At 38.4% G+C, this 15,985-nt stretch carries 10 protein-coding genes and 1 pseudogene; 6 read left to right on the forward strand and 5 right to left on the reverse strand.

What is annotated here, in order from left to right:
• The first annotated feature begins 143 nt into the window (after window positions 1–143).
• The 6 genes and pseudogenes from HX062_RS03700 to HX062_RS03725 all read left to right on the forward strand — a co-directional run bounded on the left by HX062_RS03700 (window position 144) and on the right by HX062_RS03725 (window position 8,583).
• Window positions 144–4,571 carry a translocation/assembly module TamB domain-containing protein gene (locus tag HX062_RS03700; protein WP_286466455.1) on the forward strand — a complete coding sequence of 1,476 codons (4,428 nt, stop codon included), beginning with the start codon at window positions 144–146 and terminating at the stop codon, window positions 4,569–4,571.
• A 492-nt stretch (window positions 4,572–5,063) separates the two neighbouring features.
• Window positions 5,064–5,780 (forward strand): annotated as a pseudogene (locus HX062_RS03705) (RHS repeat-associated core domain-containing protein); the annotation flags it as partial.
• Window positions 5,767–6,258 carry a hypothetical protein gene (locus HX062_RS03710; protein ID WP_286466456.1) on the forward strand — a complete coding sequence of 164 codons (492 nt, stop codon included), beginning with the start codon at window positions 5,767–5,769 and terminating at the stop codon, window positions 6,256–6,258. The pseudogene HX062_RS03705 and the gene HX062_RS03710, both read left to right, overlap by 14 nt.
• A gap of 235 nt (window positions 6,259–6,493) precedes the next feature.
• Window positions 6,494–7,141: a hypothetical protein gene (locus tag HX062_RS03715; RefSeq protein WP_182626124.1), complete on the forward strand. Its 648-nt coding sequence runs from the start codon at window positions 6,494–6,496 to the stop codon at window positions 7,139–7,141.
• 17 nt (window positions 7,142–7,158) lie between these two features.
• Entirely contained in the window at window positions 7,159–8,175 is a 1,017-nt protein-coding gene (locus HX062_RS03720) for a hypothetical protein (RefSeq protein ID WP_286466458.1), read from the forward strand.
• Window positions 8,176–8,265: 90 nt separating this feature from the next.
• The gene (locus tag HX062_RS03725) at window positions 8,266–8,583 is read left to right on the forward strand and encodes a rhodanese-like domain-containing protein (protein ID WP_286466459.1); all 318 of its coding nucleotides are present in this window, start codon (window positions 8,266–8,268) and stop codon (window positions 8,581–8,583) included.
• 118 nt (window positions 8,584–8,701) lie between these two features.
• On the opposite strand, the gene HX062_RS03730 is transcribed toward HX062_RS03725, so the two are convergent.
• From HX062_RS03730 to HX062_RS03750, 5 genes are all read right to left on the reverse strand, one after another.
• Window positions 8,702–8,926 carry a hypothetical protein gene (locus HX062_RS03730; RefSeq protein ID WP_182626121.1) on the reverse strand — a complete coding sequence of 75 codons (225 nt, stop codon included), beginning with the start codon at window positions 8,924–8,926 and terminating at the stop codon, window positions 8,702–8,704.
• 159 nt (window positions 8,927–9,085) lie between these two features.
• Window positions 9,086–12,754, reverse strand: coding sequence for a phosphoribosylformylglycinamidine synthase (purL, locus tag HX062_RS03735; RefSeq protein ID WP_286466460.1), 3,669 nt, complete (start codon window positions 12,752–12,754; stop codon window positions 9,086–9,088).
• Window positions 12,755–12,821: 67 nt separating this feature from the next.
• Complete coding sequence (locus tag HX062_RS03740) at window positions 12,822–14,243, reverse strand: hypothetical protein (RefSeq protein WP_286466461.1); 1,422 nt, start codon at window positions 14,241–14,243, stop codon at window positions 12,822–12,824.
• Window positions 14,244–14,359: 116 nt separating this feature from the next.
• On the reverse strand, window positions 14,360–15,124 hold the full coding sequence (locus HX062_RS03745) for a glycosyltransferase family 2 protein (RefSeq protein ID WP_286466462.1): 765 nt from the start codon (window positions 15,122–15,124) through the stop codon (window positions 14,360–14,362).
• A 40-nt stretch (window positions 15,125–15,164) separates the two neighbouring features.
• The gene (locus tag HX062_RS03750) at window positions 15,165–15,914 is read right to left on the reverse strand and encodes a glycosyltransferase family 2 protein (protein WP_286466463.1); all 750 of its coding nucleotides are present in this window, start codon (window positions 15,912–15,914) and stop codon (window positions 15,165–15,167) included.
• Window positions 15,915–15,985: the final 71 nt, after the last annotated feature.

Consider the following 15,985-nt stretch of genomic DNA (forward strand, 5'->3'; position numbering starts at 1 on the left):
TTTGTTGATTGTACCTCGGTCTCAAATGAAAGAAGATTACAAGGAGCAAATTTAAAACATTAATAGTTATCAAAAAATTTAAAAAAATAGTTTTTCGCCTATTCTTGGCGCTGTTTTGTTTGCTGATTCTAGCAGTAGGATCAATGATGTTGCCTGTTGTTCAAAGCTATTTGGCACAATATGCAACCGAGAAAATAAACAAAAAATTTGGTACGGACTTTTATATTGATCGCTTAGCTATCGACATCTTTGGGGTGATTCACCTTAAAGGAGTAGAGGCAAAAGACAATCATCAAAATATCTTGATCAGTATTGATCAATTGCAAACGCGATTGGCAGACCTCGACGCTTTACAACAAGGAAAAGTGTATTTGGGAACCACGCGAATCAACGGACTATACCTAAATATTCACAAATACGAAAAGGAAGAGCTAACCAATTTGGATGAACTGATCGCCATTTTTGACGATGGTCAACCTGGTGAAGGAAAGTTTCGATTAAAAGCATCTCGTATTTTTATCAAAAATTCTCAACTGATTATTTCAGACGACAATACCAAAGCAAAAGTTGCAGTAGATTTCAGAAAGTTAAAAGGACAAGTGGATAATTTCTTTATCAAAGGGCCTGAAATATACGGATTGGTGAAAGAAGTGAGCTTTATGGATCACTGGGGAATGAATGTACAACATTTATCGACCAATTTTTCCCATACCCGAACGACTATTGGTTTGAAAGAATTGCATTTGGTTACGGATCAATCTGATATTGAAGGAGATCTGCTGTTGAGCTTTCAACCAGGGGACATGAAAGAATTTGTCGATAAGGTAAACTGGGATTTTCAAATCAAAAAGGCAAAGCTAAATTCGTCTGATATCAACGTTTTTGCCCATGAATTTGCTTCGAATAAGGAAGTTTTTTTCAAAGGACATATGAAAGGGGTGATGAATGATTTTGTTTTAGAACGGGCAAATCTAGTCGATGAGAATAACTCTCAAATTATTGGGAATTTTGCGTTTCGAAACGTTTTTGACGATCACAAACCTTTTTGGATGCGTGCAAATTTGGCGCGTTTACAAACGACACGCTACAACTTAGCCGCGTTGATGCCTGACCTCTTGGGCAAAACACTGCCAACTGAACTAGAGGCATTGGGCTTGGTGAATCTTGTCGGAACCATTGAATTGACCAAGAGAACCCTGGATACGGATATCGAATTGATGACCTCTATCGGAAAGGGAAATGCCAAAATTGCCATTCAACAATTAGATGATCCCAATCACGCCACCTACAAAGGAAATATTAAACTCGATCACTTTGATTTAGGGCATTTTATTGATAATAAACAGTTTGGATTAACCTCCTTTGACCTATATGTCGATGGACATGGATTCAATCAAAAATCATTGAATACAACTGTTAAGGGGGATGTGTTTTCATTCGTTTTCGGAAAGTATAAGTATACCCAATTGGCCATTGATGGTTTAATGAAAATGCCGTATTACCGCGGCTTATTACACAGTGCCGATCCCAATGTAAAACTCGATTTTAACGGTACTATTGACTTGAGTACCAAAGAAAAGAACTACGATTTCGTTGCACAAGTGGATTATGCTGATCTACACGCACTTGGATTCGTCAATGATACGCTGTCTAAATTTACGGGCGACTTCGAATTTAAAGCCAAGGGCAATAATATAGAAGATTTAGAAGGAATCTTTAAAGTTCACAATGCCGTTTATGACAATAGTAAGGATCACTATGTGTTTGATGAATTTTCAATTGAATCAACCTTTACACCAGACGGCGAACGTTTCTTACAACTCAATTCTAAAGAAGCTATTCAAGGATATATCAAAGGGAAATTCTTGTTTGTGGAGTCAAAAAAGTTGTTTACAAATGCATTGGGTAGTTTGTATACCAATTACTCTCCCTATAAAACTAAAAAAGGGCAGTACGTCGACTTTGATATTACGGTTCACAATCGCCTAATTGAGGTTTTTCTCCCACAGTTAACCCTGAACGAGAGAACCCACGTTGATGGTGAAATTGACAGCGATGAAAATTTGTTTAAACTCAATTTCGATTCACCTAGTATTGCAGTTAGTGGTGTGGAATTTTTTAATATTCTCCTGAATGTCAACAATTCCAACCCCATTTACAATACCTATGTCTCCATTGATAGTGTCCATACTAATTTTTACGATGTTACCGATTTTAATTTGCTGAATTTAACGCATAACGATACGTTATTTGTGCGTTCTGAGTTTAAAGGAGGGAAAAATAAAAAAGACAAATACGAATTAAACTTGTATCACACGATTAACGAAGAGAAACTTTCGGTTGTGGGATTCAAGAAATCCGAAGTGTTTTTCAAAGATTTCCAGTGGAGTATCAACGAGTTTAACGACAAAGCTAATAAATTAGTTTTCAATAAAACACTGATGGATTTTACCATTGATTCCCTGGCGATATCGCATAATAAACAACGGGTAAACCTCAGTGGTGTGATGCGTGATTCAACCTATAAACAGTTGAATTTATCCTTCGGTAATGTAGATTTGGCTAAAATTACCCCCGATATTGAAAACCTTTCTTTTGGAGGGAAAATTGATGGAGATGTTAAGTTTTACCAACAACGAGATATTTATCATCCCCAGGCGAATATTGCAATTGATTCCTTATTGATCAATAAGGTGTATCTGGGGGATATGTTTTTCAAAGTAGACGGAAACAAAAGCTTAGAAAAATTTACGGTTCAATCGAGCTTGGTTGACGATGATGAGAAAGAGCGATTTTATTTGAATGGGGATGTAGATGTGATCAACAGGCAAACGCATTTCAATTTAGAATCAGGACTTACTGATTTTCCGCTGCAAACGATTGCGCCTTTCTTGAGTAGTGTGGCAAGTGATATGACAGGAACGGCTTTTGGAAAGATTTCGTTTTTGGGAACACCTAAAAATCCAGATGTCAATGGACGTTTGTATTTAAACGACACCAAATTCAAATCCAAGTTTACGGGAGTGACCTATGCCTTTGATCAGGAAACTCCTTTAGATATTACAACCAAACAGTTCATTCTGCGCAAAGCAGGCTTAATGGATACGAAATACAAGACAAGAGGACTTGTCGATGGAACAGTTTCCCATAAGATTTTTAAAGATTGGGTGATGAATTTGTCGCTCTCGTCTTCTAATCTCTTGGCCTTGGATACCCAATATGAAGAGGGAAGCTTGTACTATGGAACGGCCTATATTAACGGGAAAGCGGATATAGTAGGGCCTATAGAAATGTTGAGTATCAACATCAATGCGACCTCCAATAAAGGAACGTCCATTAAGATTCCGCTAAAAGAAGCCCAAAGTACAGGAGAGAATAATTTCATTCACTTCTTATCCCCTCAAGAGAAAAAATTACGTCTGACGGGAGTAGATTTCGATCCCTATAAGTACCGTAACAGTGGAATTGAGCTCGATTTTGAATTTTATGTAACACCAGATGCCGAAATTGAAATTATTCTCGATCGCGAATCTGGTCATGCCATGCGTGGAAAAGGAGCAGGGTTTATTACGATGGAAATCAATACGTTGGGTAAATTTAATATGTGGGGAGATTTTCAGGCTTATGAAGGAGAATACAACTTCAAATATGGCGGGTTAATTGACAAAAAATTTGTGGTGAAGAAATATGGAACCATTCGTTGGGATGGTAACCCGATGAATGCGATTCTCGATCTACAGGCGATTTACCATACTGAAGCTAATCCAAGTGTGATTATTGACAATTCCATCATCAACCGAAAAGTGCCGACGGATGTTGCCATTGTATTAAATGGTAGTTTGAGTAGCCCGGAAGTAGATTTTGATATTAATTTTCCAACAGTGAGTTCCGTTGTTAAGTCGGAATTAGACTATAAGTTAAGCGATAGAGATACGCGTGAACGCCAGGCGATGGCCTTATTGGCTACGGGGTCATTCTTTTCTTCTGACAACTCATCTTCGGCTTTGGCAGGAAGCTTGTTTGAACGTGCGAGTAGTATTTTTGACGATTTGTTTTCTGATGCGGATGACAAATTTAAGGTAGGATTGAACTATGCCCAAGGAGAACGAAATCCATACACTCAAACCGAAGGTCGTTTAGGGGTAACTTTTACGACTAAGGTCAACGATCGCATATCGGTTAATGGAAAACTAGGAGTTCCTGTGGGTGGTGTAGAGCAATCGGTAATTGTGGGTGACGTAGAAGTATTGCTGCGCATTAACGAAGAGGGAACGCTAAATGCGCGCTTCTTTAATCGAGAAAACGACATCAACTATATTGGAGAGGGCATTGGTTATACCCAAGGTGTAGGATTGACTTATGAAGTGGATTTCGACACGTTTAAAGAGCTATTGTCGAAGTTTTTAAATCAGGCAGAAAAACGCGCAAAGAAAAAAGAAGAGAAAGAATCGTCGAATAATCGGGCGGAAGACTTACCCGATTCCGATTACAGCAAAGAGTTTATTCGCTTCTATGAAACTAGACGCAAAGGAAATCCGTCGTCTTCAGGAACTCATCCTGAAGAGCGATAGTTTTTAGTGGAGTTACAGGAGTAGTAAGTAACTGTAGAATGATAGAAAAAAGGGTGACCCAAAAGGTCACTCTTTTTTTAAGCTTTACTATGTATATGCAATGGTGTCACCATGGACGCACTACCATCTACTATTCCGAATCCTCCATTTAGACAAGGGAAAATTTGGTGGTATCATAGCGACCATGTATCTCATTTACTTTATTATTGTTTATTGGTATTCGATGAACTTCGTTTATCTCATTAACGCTTATATTTTTTTTGGTATTCGATGCACTTCGTTTATCTCATTTACTTTATTATTGTTTATTGGTATTCGATGAACTTCGTTTATCTCATTAACGCTTATATTTGTTTTGGTATTCAGTGTACTTCGTGAGGAGAAACCGCAGTGTTAGCAAGGTTCATCGAACACCCAAACAAAATAATAACTCGGTGAGATAGATTCACTGAGACCTAAAAAATAATAAGGAGGAGGTAAACGGGTTACTACTATTTCGGTGCGCGTTATTACGATCCGACGATGAGTGTGTTTTTGAGTATGGATCCGCATGCTGAAAAGTACCCAAATATTACCCCTTACGTATATGTAGCTAATAATCCGATTAATGCAATTGATCCCGATGGAAGAGATATTGTTGTGTTGTCCTATGGAGCTCAAAGGAGAGGACATAAATATGGACATTTAGCAATGCTTATAGGAGATGACAAAAAAGGTTGGACTTATTTTTCGTTGGACGGAGGAAAATATACTTATCAAAATGAAAAAGGAAAAGAAGTTGTAAAACCTGGTTATATAGTATCTGACAAAGGCAAATATAAGTCTGTTGAAGAGTTTGCGCAATCAGAGCACAATACGTGTAAGGATAATTATTACGATGGAAAAGGCTTTGAAAGTTCAGAAAGAGATAGAGACGGAAATCTTCTTCAACGATATGAGAAGGCATTTCAGATTTCTACCAATGAAAAGCAGGATTTAGATATGTATAATACAGCGAAAGATATTACTGAGAAAGATTATACTGAGTTTTTTAATTGGTGTACTGATAACGTCAATGGGGCAGTTGAAGCAGGTGGATTAGAAGGTGCAGATAAAACTACTTTTTGGCCCAATTCGTATTTTAATGATATTAAAAACAAAAATAGTGGTGTGCGTATTGACAATAAATTAAAAATTAATGATGTAAATAAAGGAAATGATGCTAAATAAGAGAATAAAAATATTATTATGGTTTTTGGTAATAGTTGCGGTATATATTATCGGATCGTTACTAATTAGTCCACATAATACTTTTATACATATTGGTAAAATAGTTAGTGTACCAAAAGAAAAAGCAATTGCAAATAAAACTTTTATAGATGTAGTTGAACCAAACATTGTTTATACTAATAAAATGAATTATAGATTTTATGTTTATAAATATGATTTTAGTTATTCAAAGAGTTATGGATTATTACAATTATTTAAACATAGAGTGACAGTAAATAAGCAATGTTATTATAAGTTGATTATAACAGATCCTTTAGTAGAACTTTCCGAAATAGAGATTCAATACAATGATTTAGATACGAATTTATTTAATGACTTTGATGGATATAATGCAATGAAAGAAGAGGATGTTATGATAACAGTAACGCAAAATGATGAAGTTTTATATAAGGCTTTGTATAAAAGTAGTAATAAATAGTACACTAACTCCAACTTTCCAAAGGGGATTGTTGAGGTTTTTTAGTTGACAGTGTACGGTTCACGCTTTACGGAAGATTGTTCAATATAAAGAGAAGTAAAACTGTAAGCTGTAAACTGGTCACTTGTTGTATCTTTGAAAATTCAAACCGCTGAGCATACTAAGACTTTAGTAGGTAGTATTAACTTGTCAATTGGAAGACGAGAGGTAATAGCTAGGTGATAAAAAATAGAGGATGAAAAAAGAAATTTTAGAACGAATTAGTCAATTAGGTGGAGATATTAGCCAAGTAAAAGGCATTTCGCGTGTAGCAGATCTCTTGAGTATTGACTTTTCGACTGTTTTATACCGAAAGCCTGTCGATACGCCTTGGGCAACGGCAGCAGAAACGGAACCTATTTATGGACTAGGCGATTTTATTGAACAACATCGCGATTTAGTAGAGAACAACCGCGAATTATTGTATCAAAAAATCCTAGATCACTTCTATGTCCTGACAGAAGAACCTCATGGACAAACTTTTTGGCAACCTGTGCTATTTACGCCTTTCACAGCAGGGACCGCCGATTATGACGAGTGGTATATTGGATATTTTGACGATGATACCCTTATAGACCTCAGTGAAGTGCAAAAAGTGACGGGAAAAGAAGGTGGTGAATTTTTACAATTGTTTTACAGTTACGGATTCCCAGATCAATTGTATATTAGTTTAGACGATCCTCAACCAGATAATCCAACCGTTTTTGGCACCGATCACGAAGATTTTTTTGGCGAGATGACCAACGAGGGAAGTCTAGAAGATTACCTCAATCAATTGATGACAAAAGATGAACTAATTGCTCTTGTTCAAATAGCTTTAGACGGTGAACAAGCAAAAAAATAGAATAATACAACGCATACATGACCATACAAGAACTACTTCAACGCTTAACTACCCAAGAGAAAGCGAGAATTAAGACCGTAGAAGTTAGAGAATTAGATGAAGAAGTTAAAGGGTATTTTGTCGCTTTTGTCGATGAAGGGGAAGCAACCTATGACGTACACATACAGCTAGATGAGCTAGTTGTCCAACAGATGAGGTGTGACTGTGGAGAGGAGGGAACACGCTGTATTCACCAGGCAGCGGTACTGCAGCATATTGCCCAAAAAGGAGTGAAGGTTGCACCAACACAATTGGCTAAAAAAGGAAGAGCAAAAGCCAAGGTTTCTGCCAGTGGTGCTTTGTTAGAAGCGCAAACCAAAGAGACGCTGGCACAGTGGTTGGCAGAAATATTCAAGAAAAACAAAACCTTAGAACAACAGTTTATCGTTACTTTTTCACAAGAAAAAATGGACTATACCGCTACTTATGTATCCGATATTATGGAGCAAACCTTTAAGGCGGTTGCCGGAAAGAGGAAAACGCTGGAAGGTGTGAAGATTAAAAAAATCTTAGATACGTTAGAAATTGCCTTTGAACCAGTAAATGATTTCATCACCGTAAACCTCGATAAACCCATTGCTTATGCTTTGTTTGCAACGATTATGAATACGATGAAAGCTTTTGACAAACGCATTTCCCATCACAGTAAGAAGTTTGAGGATTTTTACCAAAACTATAGCACTTGGTTTGCTTTATCGCTTAACAATATGCAAAGCGAAAAACAATGGCAAACTCAAGTAATGCAAATTTTGGATCAAGTGTTTATACAACATAGTGCCCAGTGGACCACAGACGGACTCCTGTTAAAACAGCTGTATGACTTAGCGAATACACAGCAGCAAAAAGCAGTGGGACATGCCATTCACCAATGTATGATGCATACGCCTTATACGCGATATGATTACAAGATGGATTTTGTAAGCTTTGTTCGCGATGTGGCGTTAACTCACGATTTTTACGAGGAAGTCTATCCTTTTTTCAAACTTCGAGAGTAAGGCGAAGGACTACAAAATAAGCGTAGTGTAACACAAGTTACGGTACAGCCTATACAGGTGTACTATCTTTGAATAGTTAAAAGAAAAAATATGTTACAGTGGTTAAAAAGCCTTTTTGGGTCATCTGAAGCAAAAGTAGACTGGGCAAAGGCATTAAAAGAAGGAGCGCTACTCATTGATGTGCGTTCCCAAGGAGAATATCTCGGCGGAGGCGCAAAGAAAGCGATTAATATACCCCTAGATCAATTAACGACTAAAATAGGTCGCTATAGTAAGGATACCCCCATTATTGTATACTGTCGAAGTGGAATGCGCAGCCAACAGGCAAAAAGAGTATTGGAACAGTTAGGCTATCAACAGGTGTACAATGCAGGTGGAGTTCGCAACGTCATTAAACAAATAGGGTAGAGGAAAGCCTGAATCTTCTTCATGTAAATATTTAGCACGTTTGACGCTGTCATGTCTATAGTAAAAAATAAAACAAAAAACCAACACATGGCTTTACGCAGGGTGTTGGTTTTTTTAGTTACTCTTCTTTATCATCAGAAAAGTATTGGTTGTATATTTTGATACTGTCAATCGGATCGGGCATTCCCATGGGGGCATTGTCTCGCTCATACTTTTCAATTAGAATATGCAACACCTCTAATTCATCAATAGTATCTTTGTTTTGTGGTGTGCTTTCTAATAATTGTACCTTTATCATAGCCATGTGATAATCTTCCGCCGTACGAATAGGTCTTACTTTCATAATGATTTCTTTTTACATGTTTTTCAATTGATAAGCGCACGCATTTGAGTGCCTTCCTATAAAGCTACATATTTTTTTCGACAACGCAGGTAGTTTACTGCTAATTACTTGTTAATGACCATAAAAAAAGCCCTCGAATTAGAGGGCTTTTTACTTATTTTATTTTTCGTTCGTTGCTTCGATCCATTGACGCGCATTAACAAATGCCTCCATCCAAGGTGAAACTTCATCCTGACGACCTTCAGGGTAATTTGCCCAATGCCATTGGAATAAGGAACGCTCAATATGTGGCATCATTACCAAGTGACGTCCTGTTGAATCACATAACATCGCTGTGTTGTAATCCGATCCATTTGGATTAGCAGGATAGCTATCGTAGGCGTATTTCGCTACAATGTTGTAGTTGCTTTCTGCCTCTGGCAAGTTGAACTTACCTTCACCATGTGAAATCCAAACACCTAAGGTACTACCCGCTAAAGTAGATAGCATGATGGAGTTGTTTTCTTGAATCTTAACAGAAGTAAAGTTACTCTCGTGCTTCTGAGAATCGTTGTGTAACATTTTTCCGTGTACAGCGTGCTCTGGATTGATTAACTCTAATTCCATAAACAACTGACATCCGTTGCAAATCCCCACAGAAAGTGTATCCTTACGCGCAAAGAAATTTTTCAAAGCAGTGTTAGCTTTTTCGTTGTACATAAATGCACCAGCCCATCCTTTTGCAGATCCCAATACGTCTGAGTTAGAGAATCCACCTACTGCTCCAATAAATTGGATGTCTTCTAGTGTTTCTCTTCCTGAGATTAAATCCGTCATGTGAACGTCTTTTACATCAAATCCTGCTAAATACATTGCATTGGCAACCTCACGCTCGGAGTTACTTCCTTTCTCGCGGATAATCGCTGCTTTTGGACGAGGTTTAGACGCGTCAATCGCCGGCTTTTTACCGTTAAATTGAGAAGGAAATGCAAATTGTAAGGGTTGGTTTTTATAGTTGTTAAAGCGATCTGTCGCTTTGTCGTTTTTCGTTTGTTTTTGATCCAATAAATACGAGGTTTTGAACCACGTATCGCGAATTGCCGGAACACTATAGCTAAAGCTGTCGTTGCCATTTTTAAAGCTAACAGTTTCTTCCGTGTGAACCGTCCCGATTTTAGTCGCCTCAACACCCGCTGCTGCTAGTGCTTTTTCGAACTCGCTGTCGTTTTTCGCCTGAATGACTAAACCAATATTTTCGTTGAAAAGCGCTTTTACGGTGTCTTTTTCATGTAAAGCAGTCAAGTCGTATGCCGCTCCTAAATTCACATCAGCAAACGTCATTTCCAATAGGGTAGTGATTAATCCACCGCTTCCTATATCGTGTCCAGCTGCAATTTGTCCATTGTTTACTAAGGTCTGAACCGCATTAAATGCCTTTTTGAAATAAGCCGCATCTTGAATTGTAGGAACCTCTTGCCCAATTTTGTTTAAAATCTGTGCAAAAGAAGAACCTCCTAATTTGAATTCATCTTGAGATAAGCGGATGTAATAAATCGATCCACCGTCTTTTTTCAAGGTTGGTTCAACGATTTTCGTAATATCTGTACAGTTTGATGCTGCAGATATAATAACCGTTCCAGGAGCAATTACCTCGTCATTCGGGTATTTTTGCTTCATTGAAAGGGAGTCTTTTCCTGTTGGAATATTAATTCCCAATTCGATGGCAAAATCCGAACACGCTTGTACGGCTTCGTATAAACGAGCATCTTCTCCAGGGTTATTACACGCCCACATCCAGTTAGCAGATAAAGAAATGTTTTTCATTCCCTCGTTTAGCGGCGCCCACACAATATTAGATAAGGCTTCTGCAATGGCATTTCTACTTCCCGCTGTTGGATCAACTAGAGCAACAACAGGAGAATGGCCTACTGTTGTAGCAATTCCTTCTTTTCCTTTGAAATCAAGCGCCATCGCCCCTAAATTGTTTAACGGCAACTGTAAAGGACCTGTACATTGTTGTTTAGCCACACGACCTCCCACACAACGGTCCACTTTATTGGTCAACCAATCTTTAGATGCAACAGCCTCTAATTGTAACAATTGGTTTAAATATTCATCTACTTTTTCAACGCTATAATCTAAATCCGCGTAAATGCGTTCGATGGTTTGATCAGCCATAATTGTTTTAGGCGAACTACCAAACATTTCTTCAATAGCAAAGTCCATTGGTTTGTCTCCTGTTTTTGCTGATTCGATGGTGAAGCGATGATCATTGGTGATTTCACCCACAGCATACATCGGTGCACGTTCTCTCTCCGCAATACGCGTCAAAGTATCCATATCCTTTTGAGCAATGACCAATCCCATACGCTCTTGTGATTCGTTTCCAATCGTTTCTTTTGCAGAAAGTGTTGGATCACCTACAGGTAGTTTATCTAGGTTGATATGACCTCCTGTTTCTTCAACCAATTCAGATAAACAGTTTAGGTGTCCACCTGCTCCGTGATCGTGAATCGATACAATAGGGTTGTGGTCTGCTTCAACTAAACCGCGGATTGCATTCGCCGCGCGTTTTTGCATTTCAGGGTTTGAACGCTGAATAGCATTTAACTCAATACCCGAACCAAAAGCCCCCGTATTAGCAGAAGAAACCGCAGCTCCTCCCATACCAATGCGGTAGTTTTCTCCACCTAAAATCACGACTTGATCTCCTTGTTCTGGTTTGTGTTTTTTCGCCTGCTCTAACTTTCCATACCCTATACCTCCCGCTTGCATGATGACTTTGTCAAAACCAAGTTTGCGCGCGTCTTCTTCGTGTTCGAAAGTAAGGATTGATCCCGTAATTAACGGTTGACCAAATTTATTTCCAAAATCAGAGGCTCCATTCGAAGCTTTGATTAAAATATCAATAGGGGTTTGGTATAACCACACTCTTTCATCCATGGCTTTTTCCCACGGGCGATTCTCTTCTAAACGCGAGTAAGAAGTCATATAGATCGCAGTTCCTGCTAAAGGTAATGATCCTTGTCCCCCCGCTAAACGATCGCGTATCTCTCCTCCTGATCCCGTTGCCGCTCCATTAAAGGGCTCTACCGTGGTAGGGAAGTTATGCGTTTCCGCTTTTAATGAAATTACAGAATCGAATTCTTTCTCCACATAGAAATCTGGCTTATCTGCCGATTTAGGTGCGAATTGGGTAACACGTGGCCCCTTTACAAATGCAACGTTATCTTTATAGGCTGAAACGATCGCATTCGGATTCGTCTCCGACGTCTTTTTGATTAATTTGAATAGAGAAGTCGGTTTCTCCTCTCCATCTATGACAAAGGTTCCGTTAAATATCTTGTGACGACAGTGTTCTGAGTTTACTTGTGAAAAACCAAATACCTCTGAATCTGTTAGTTTACGTCCTATTTTTTGAGCTAAGTCTTCTAAATATGCAATCTCTTCCTCATTTAGCGCTAAACCTTCTTCTTGATTGTATTTCGCAATATCTTCGATGTACAGAATAGGCTCAGGCTGAATGTTAATCGCGAAAATATCTTGATTTAACACCTCGTATACTTGAGACAACATCGGATCAAATTCCTGTTGGTTTGCTTCGAAAAATTCTTCAATGCGAACAATTCCATTGATGCCCATGTTTTGGGTAATTTCAACCGCATTGGTGCTCCAAGGAGTAATCATCGTTGCACGTGGACCAATAAATTTGTTGTGGATTACTTTTTGATCTAGATGCGTAGCATTGCCAAAAAGCCAATTTAGTTTTTGAATATCTTCAATAGATAAAACGTTCTCCACCTGAACAGCGTAGAACTTTTTCGAAGGGTTTTCGAAGAAATAAATCATTGCGATAAGATTATTTTAGTTGTTGTTGTAAGATGCAAAAATATACTAAAAAAAGACAATTAAAAAATTATTCTTTCGTAGTTTCAATATGCTGGTAAGCCCCCAAATCTGGTGCGTTTCGTCGATCTTTACCGTCTAAATCAAGCGGAACACTTGCTGCAATAGTGCGATTGCCCTTAGCGAGTAAGTGTGTCATCAGACTAGAGTAGTAGAAGAGGTTCTTTTTTGGATCTTGGAAATCCACTGCCGCAAGGGTAGGAGTGTCCAAGAAAATATTGTTGAGGTACATCTGTTCGTTGTCGTAGTTGTATACTGCAGCAGTTGCTTTGCGCTTACTGGTATCTTTTAGCGCATTGGAGTCAAATTGTACTTGGCTTGGTGCTTCATCCCCTATAAAGGCAAAACTCTGTGCGATAGCCGTGTGTAGCAGGCTGTTTTGAATTAGTAGGCGTTCGAAAGGAGCATCCTTGCTATTTTCGATACGCAAGGCCAGTTGGTCTGGACGAAATCCACTGTTGCTAAACGTACAATGCTGAAAAAGGTAATTGCCACCATTGCGCAATACCACTGTTGCATTTTGCGTTGTAGCTGCCACGATATTTTGCCCCACTAGCGTTGAGTTTATCGCTTCTAAAGCGGTATATGCATGATTGTACAATTGAGCGTTTGTCAGGGTAAAATCCTCAGCCTTATCCAGGTATAGACCAATCTTAGCCTGTTCGATTCGCACGTGATCTAAGGTACTAGCCCCGGGTTGTTCCAGGCGAATGCCCGACCATTGTCCCGCGGTGTACGCATAAGAAGCTTCCAGGCGATCATGGCGAAATATAATGGGTTCTTCCTTTGTGCCTTTTGCTTGAATTGCACTGCCTTTTAAGCCAATAATACCCGAATTCTCGTGGAAGTATAATTCAGTTCCCGCAGCGATATAGAGGGTTTGATTCTCAGGTATAATAGCATACCCATAAACCACATAAGGCTTGGCATTGTCCATGTGGAGCGTATTCTTTGCGTGAACGTTAGTATCTCCTATATAAAATCCCTCAACTGTCGTTTCATCGGCAATTTTTATATCGTGAAGCACTTGTTGATCCGCCTTTCCTGGATGTAAAAAATATGCATCTTTGATCAACGTTACCAGTTCAATGCTCTGAGGTTGTGCATTGCCCATTAGGCGTAACTGATCGGTGTAAATGAACTCCTTGGCTTGTGGATCGGCTTTGCCTAAGGTGTGAATAAAAACATATAAGCTGTCTTTGGCTAAAAGTTCTACATTGGAAAATTGTTTGCCCGACACCCCTTCTACTAATAAGTTGAAGTAGGATTGATCACCTTTGCCCAACCTGAGTTGTGGAATTTTGATGTTCTTATTACTCGTATTGTAGATTTTTACCAAATAGGAACTCGACTGTGTTTCTGAAAAAACGGGATCCAAATAAACCGTATCCGCAGAAAAACGCAAAGCTTGAGTAGCGGGTTCAAAATCCATATCCGTTCGGCAACTTGCGAAGCTGAACAGCACAAATAATAGAAATAAAAACCTAAAAGTATGCATAAGAAGCGTTTAGTAGTAAAGGTATAAAAAATAACGAGAATCGCCTACTGTTAGCTTTCAATATTATTGCGCAACATCCACAACTTCACGTAGCGTAAAAAGGTGGCATAAGCGTTAAGGGAAGAGAGAATTAATCCCGCAATTCCATCTCTAAATCCTTGTTTTATAATATAGTGCTTGAAAAAACGCATCCCCGGTTTCAAAATGAAGTGATAACCCGTTAATTTCCCAGTCTTCTTGTCGTAATCCTCCGCTTGTAAACTGGCATATCGACTCAGTTTAGCCAAGTGAAAATCAAAGCCACGATAGGTATTGTGGTAGAGTTTCTCTTTCAAAAAACCCACATGCCCTTCAATGTGTAAACACTCGTGTACGCGATTCGTATAATGAGAACTCGCTTTCTTGAACAAGCGAATAACCTTGTCCTTTTGGTAACCTGAATACTTTATTTCGCGATTAAAAAAGAAATTCTTGCGATATACCCAATAGGCATCGTATTGATCTATAGTGTCTTGTTCTACTAAAGCGATAATTTCCTTTTCTAATTCAGGTGTGATCTTTTCATCTGCATCCAGTAAGAGTATCCATTCGTTAGGAACTTGAGCGATTGCCCAATTCTTTTGATCTGAATAGTTGTCAAATTGTCGAGAAAGAATATGAGCTCCAAGCTCACGGGCTAGGTCTACCGTTTTATCTGTGCTATAAGAATCGACAATATAGATATCGTCTACTATGTTTTTAGCAGATAAAATGCAGTCCCTTATGTTAGACTCCTCATTCTTGGTGGGAATTAAAAGAGTTATCTTTTTTTTCATAAATATGATTCAAGCAATTTAATGTGTTTTTTTATCCAAACTATTGATTCGATTTATGCAATCGGATAAGTTTTACATACTTCATAAACGAGAAGAAAGACTGTATTATTGCAAAAGCCAAGCCATCAATCCCGTTGAGGAACCCTTTTTTGAAAAAATAACATCTAATAAAGGCAACCGTACCATTTAATACAGGTTTGAACGCAGAAACTTTTTTTCCTTTTTCAAACATTTGTTGGGATGCCCACGTAGAATATTGATTTTTTTTGTCAATCACTTGTTTGTAATTCTGCCAACCATAGTGCAAAATGTGAACATTCACACTTTTCTCCTGGGTGGTTACAATGTATTGGTGGGTGATATCAGCCGATGGATGCGCTGTTTTTTTGTTAAAAAAACGAACCTTGGAATCAGGGTACCAACCCGAAAAATTGATTAATTTATCGCCTAAGAAATTTTTAACCCGAAATTTGAAGCCATCATAAGGACTGTTTTCATAAGATTTGGACCGTATAAAGGCTAATGCATCATCATCTAAAAATTCATCCGCATCCAAATTCATAATCCAATCGTTTTTACAGTATTGCAAGCCATGAGAACGTTGAGGTCCATCTCCTAAAAACGCCTGTAGGTAAACTTGTGCGCCCTTGCTCTTGGCGATCTCAACTGTGTTGTCTTTGCTGTTGGAATCAATAATGATCACTTCATCACAATATTGAAATAAAGCATCAATGCATTTCCCTATATTTTTTTCTTCATTAAATGTTATTACTAATCCACTTATAGCCATTGTGTATGTTGTTTTTGTAACGTATCAGATTATACCATTGTTATTTTGTCGTAAAGATGCTAAAAAACAAT

The sequence above is a fragment of the Myroides sp. DF42-4-2 genome (assembly GCF_030326445.1).
Classification (GTDB): domain Bacteria; phylum Bacteroidota; class Bacteroidia; order Flavobacteriales; family Flavobacteriaceae; genus Flavobacterium.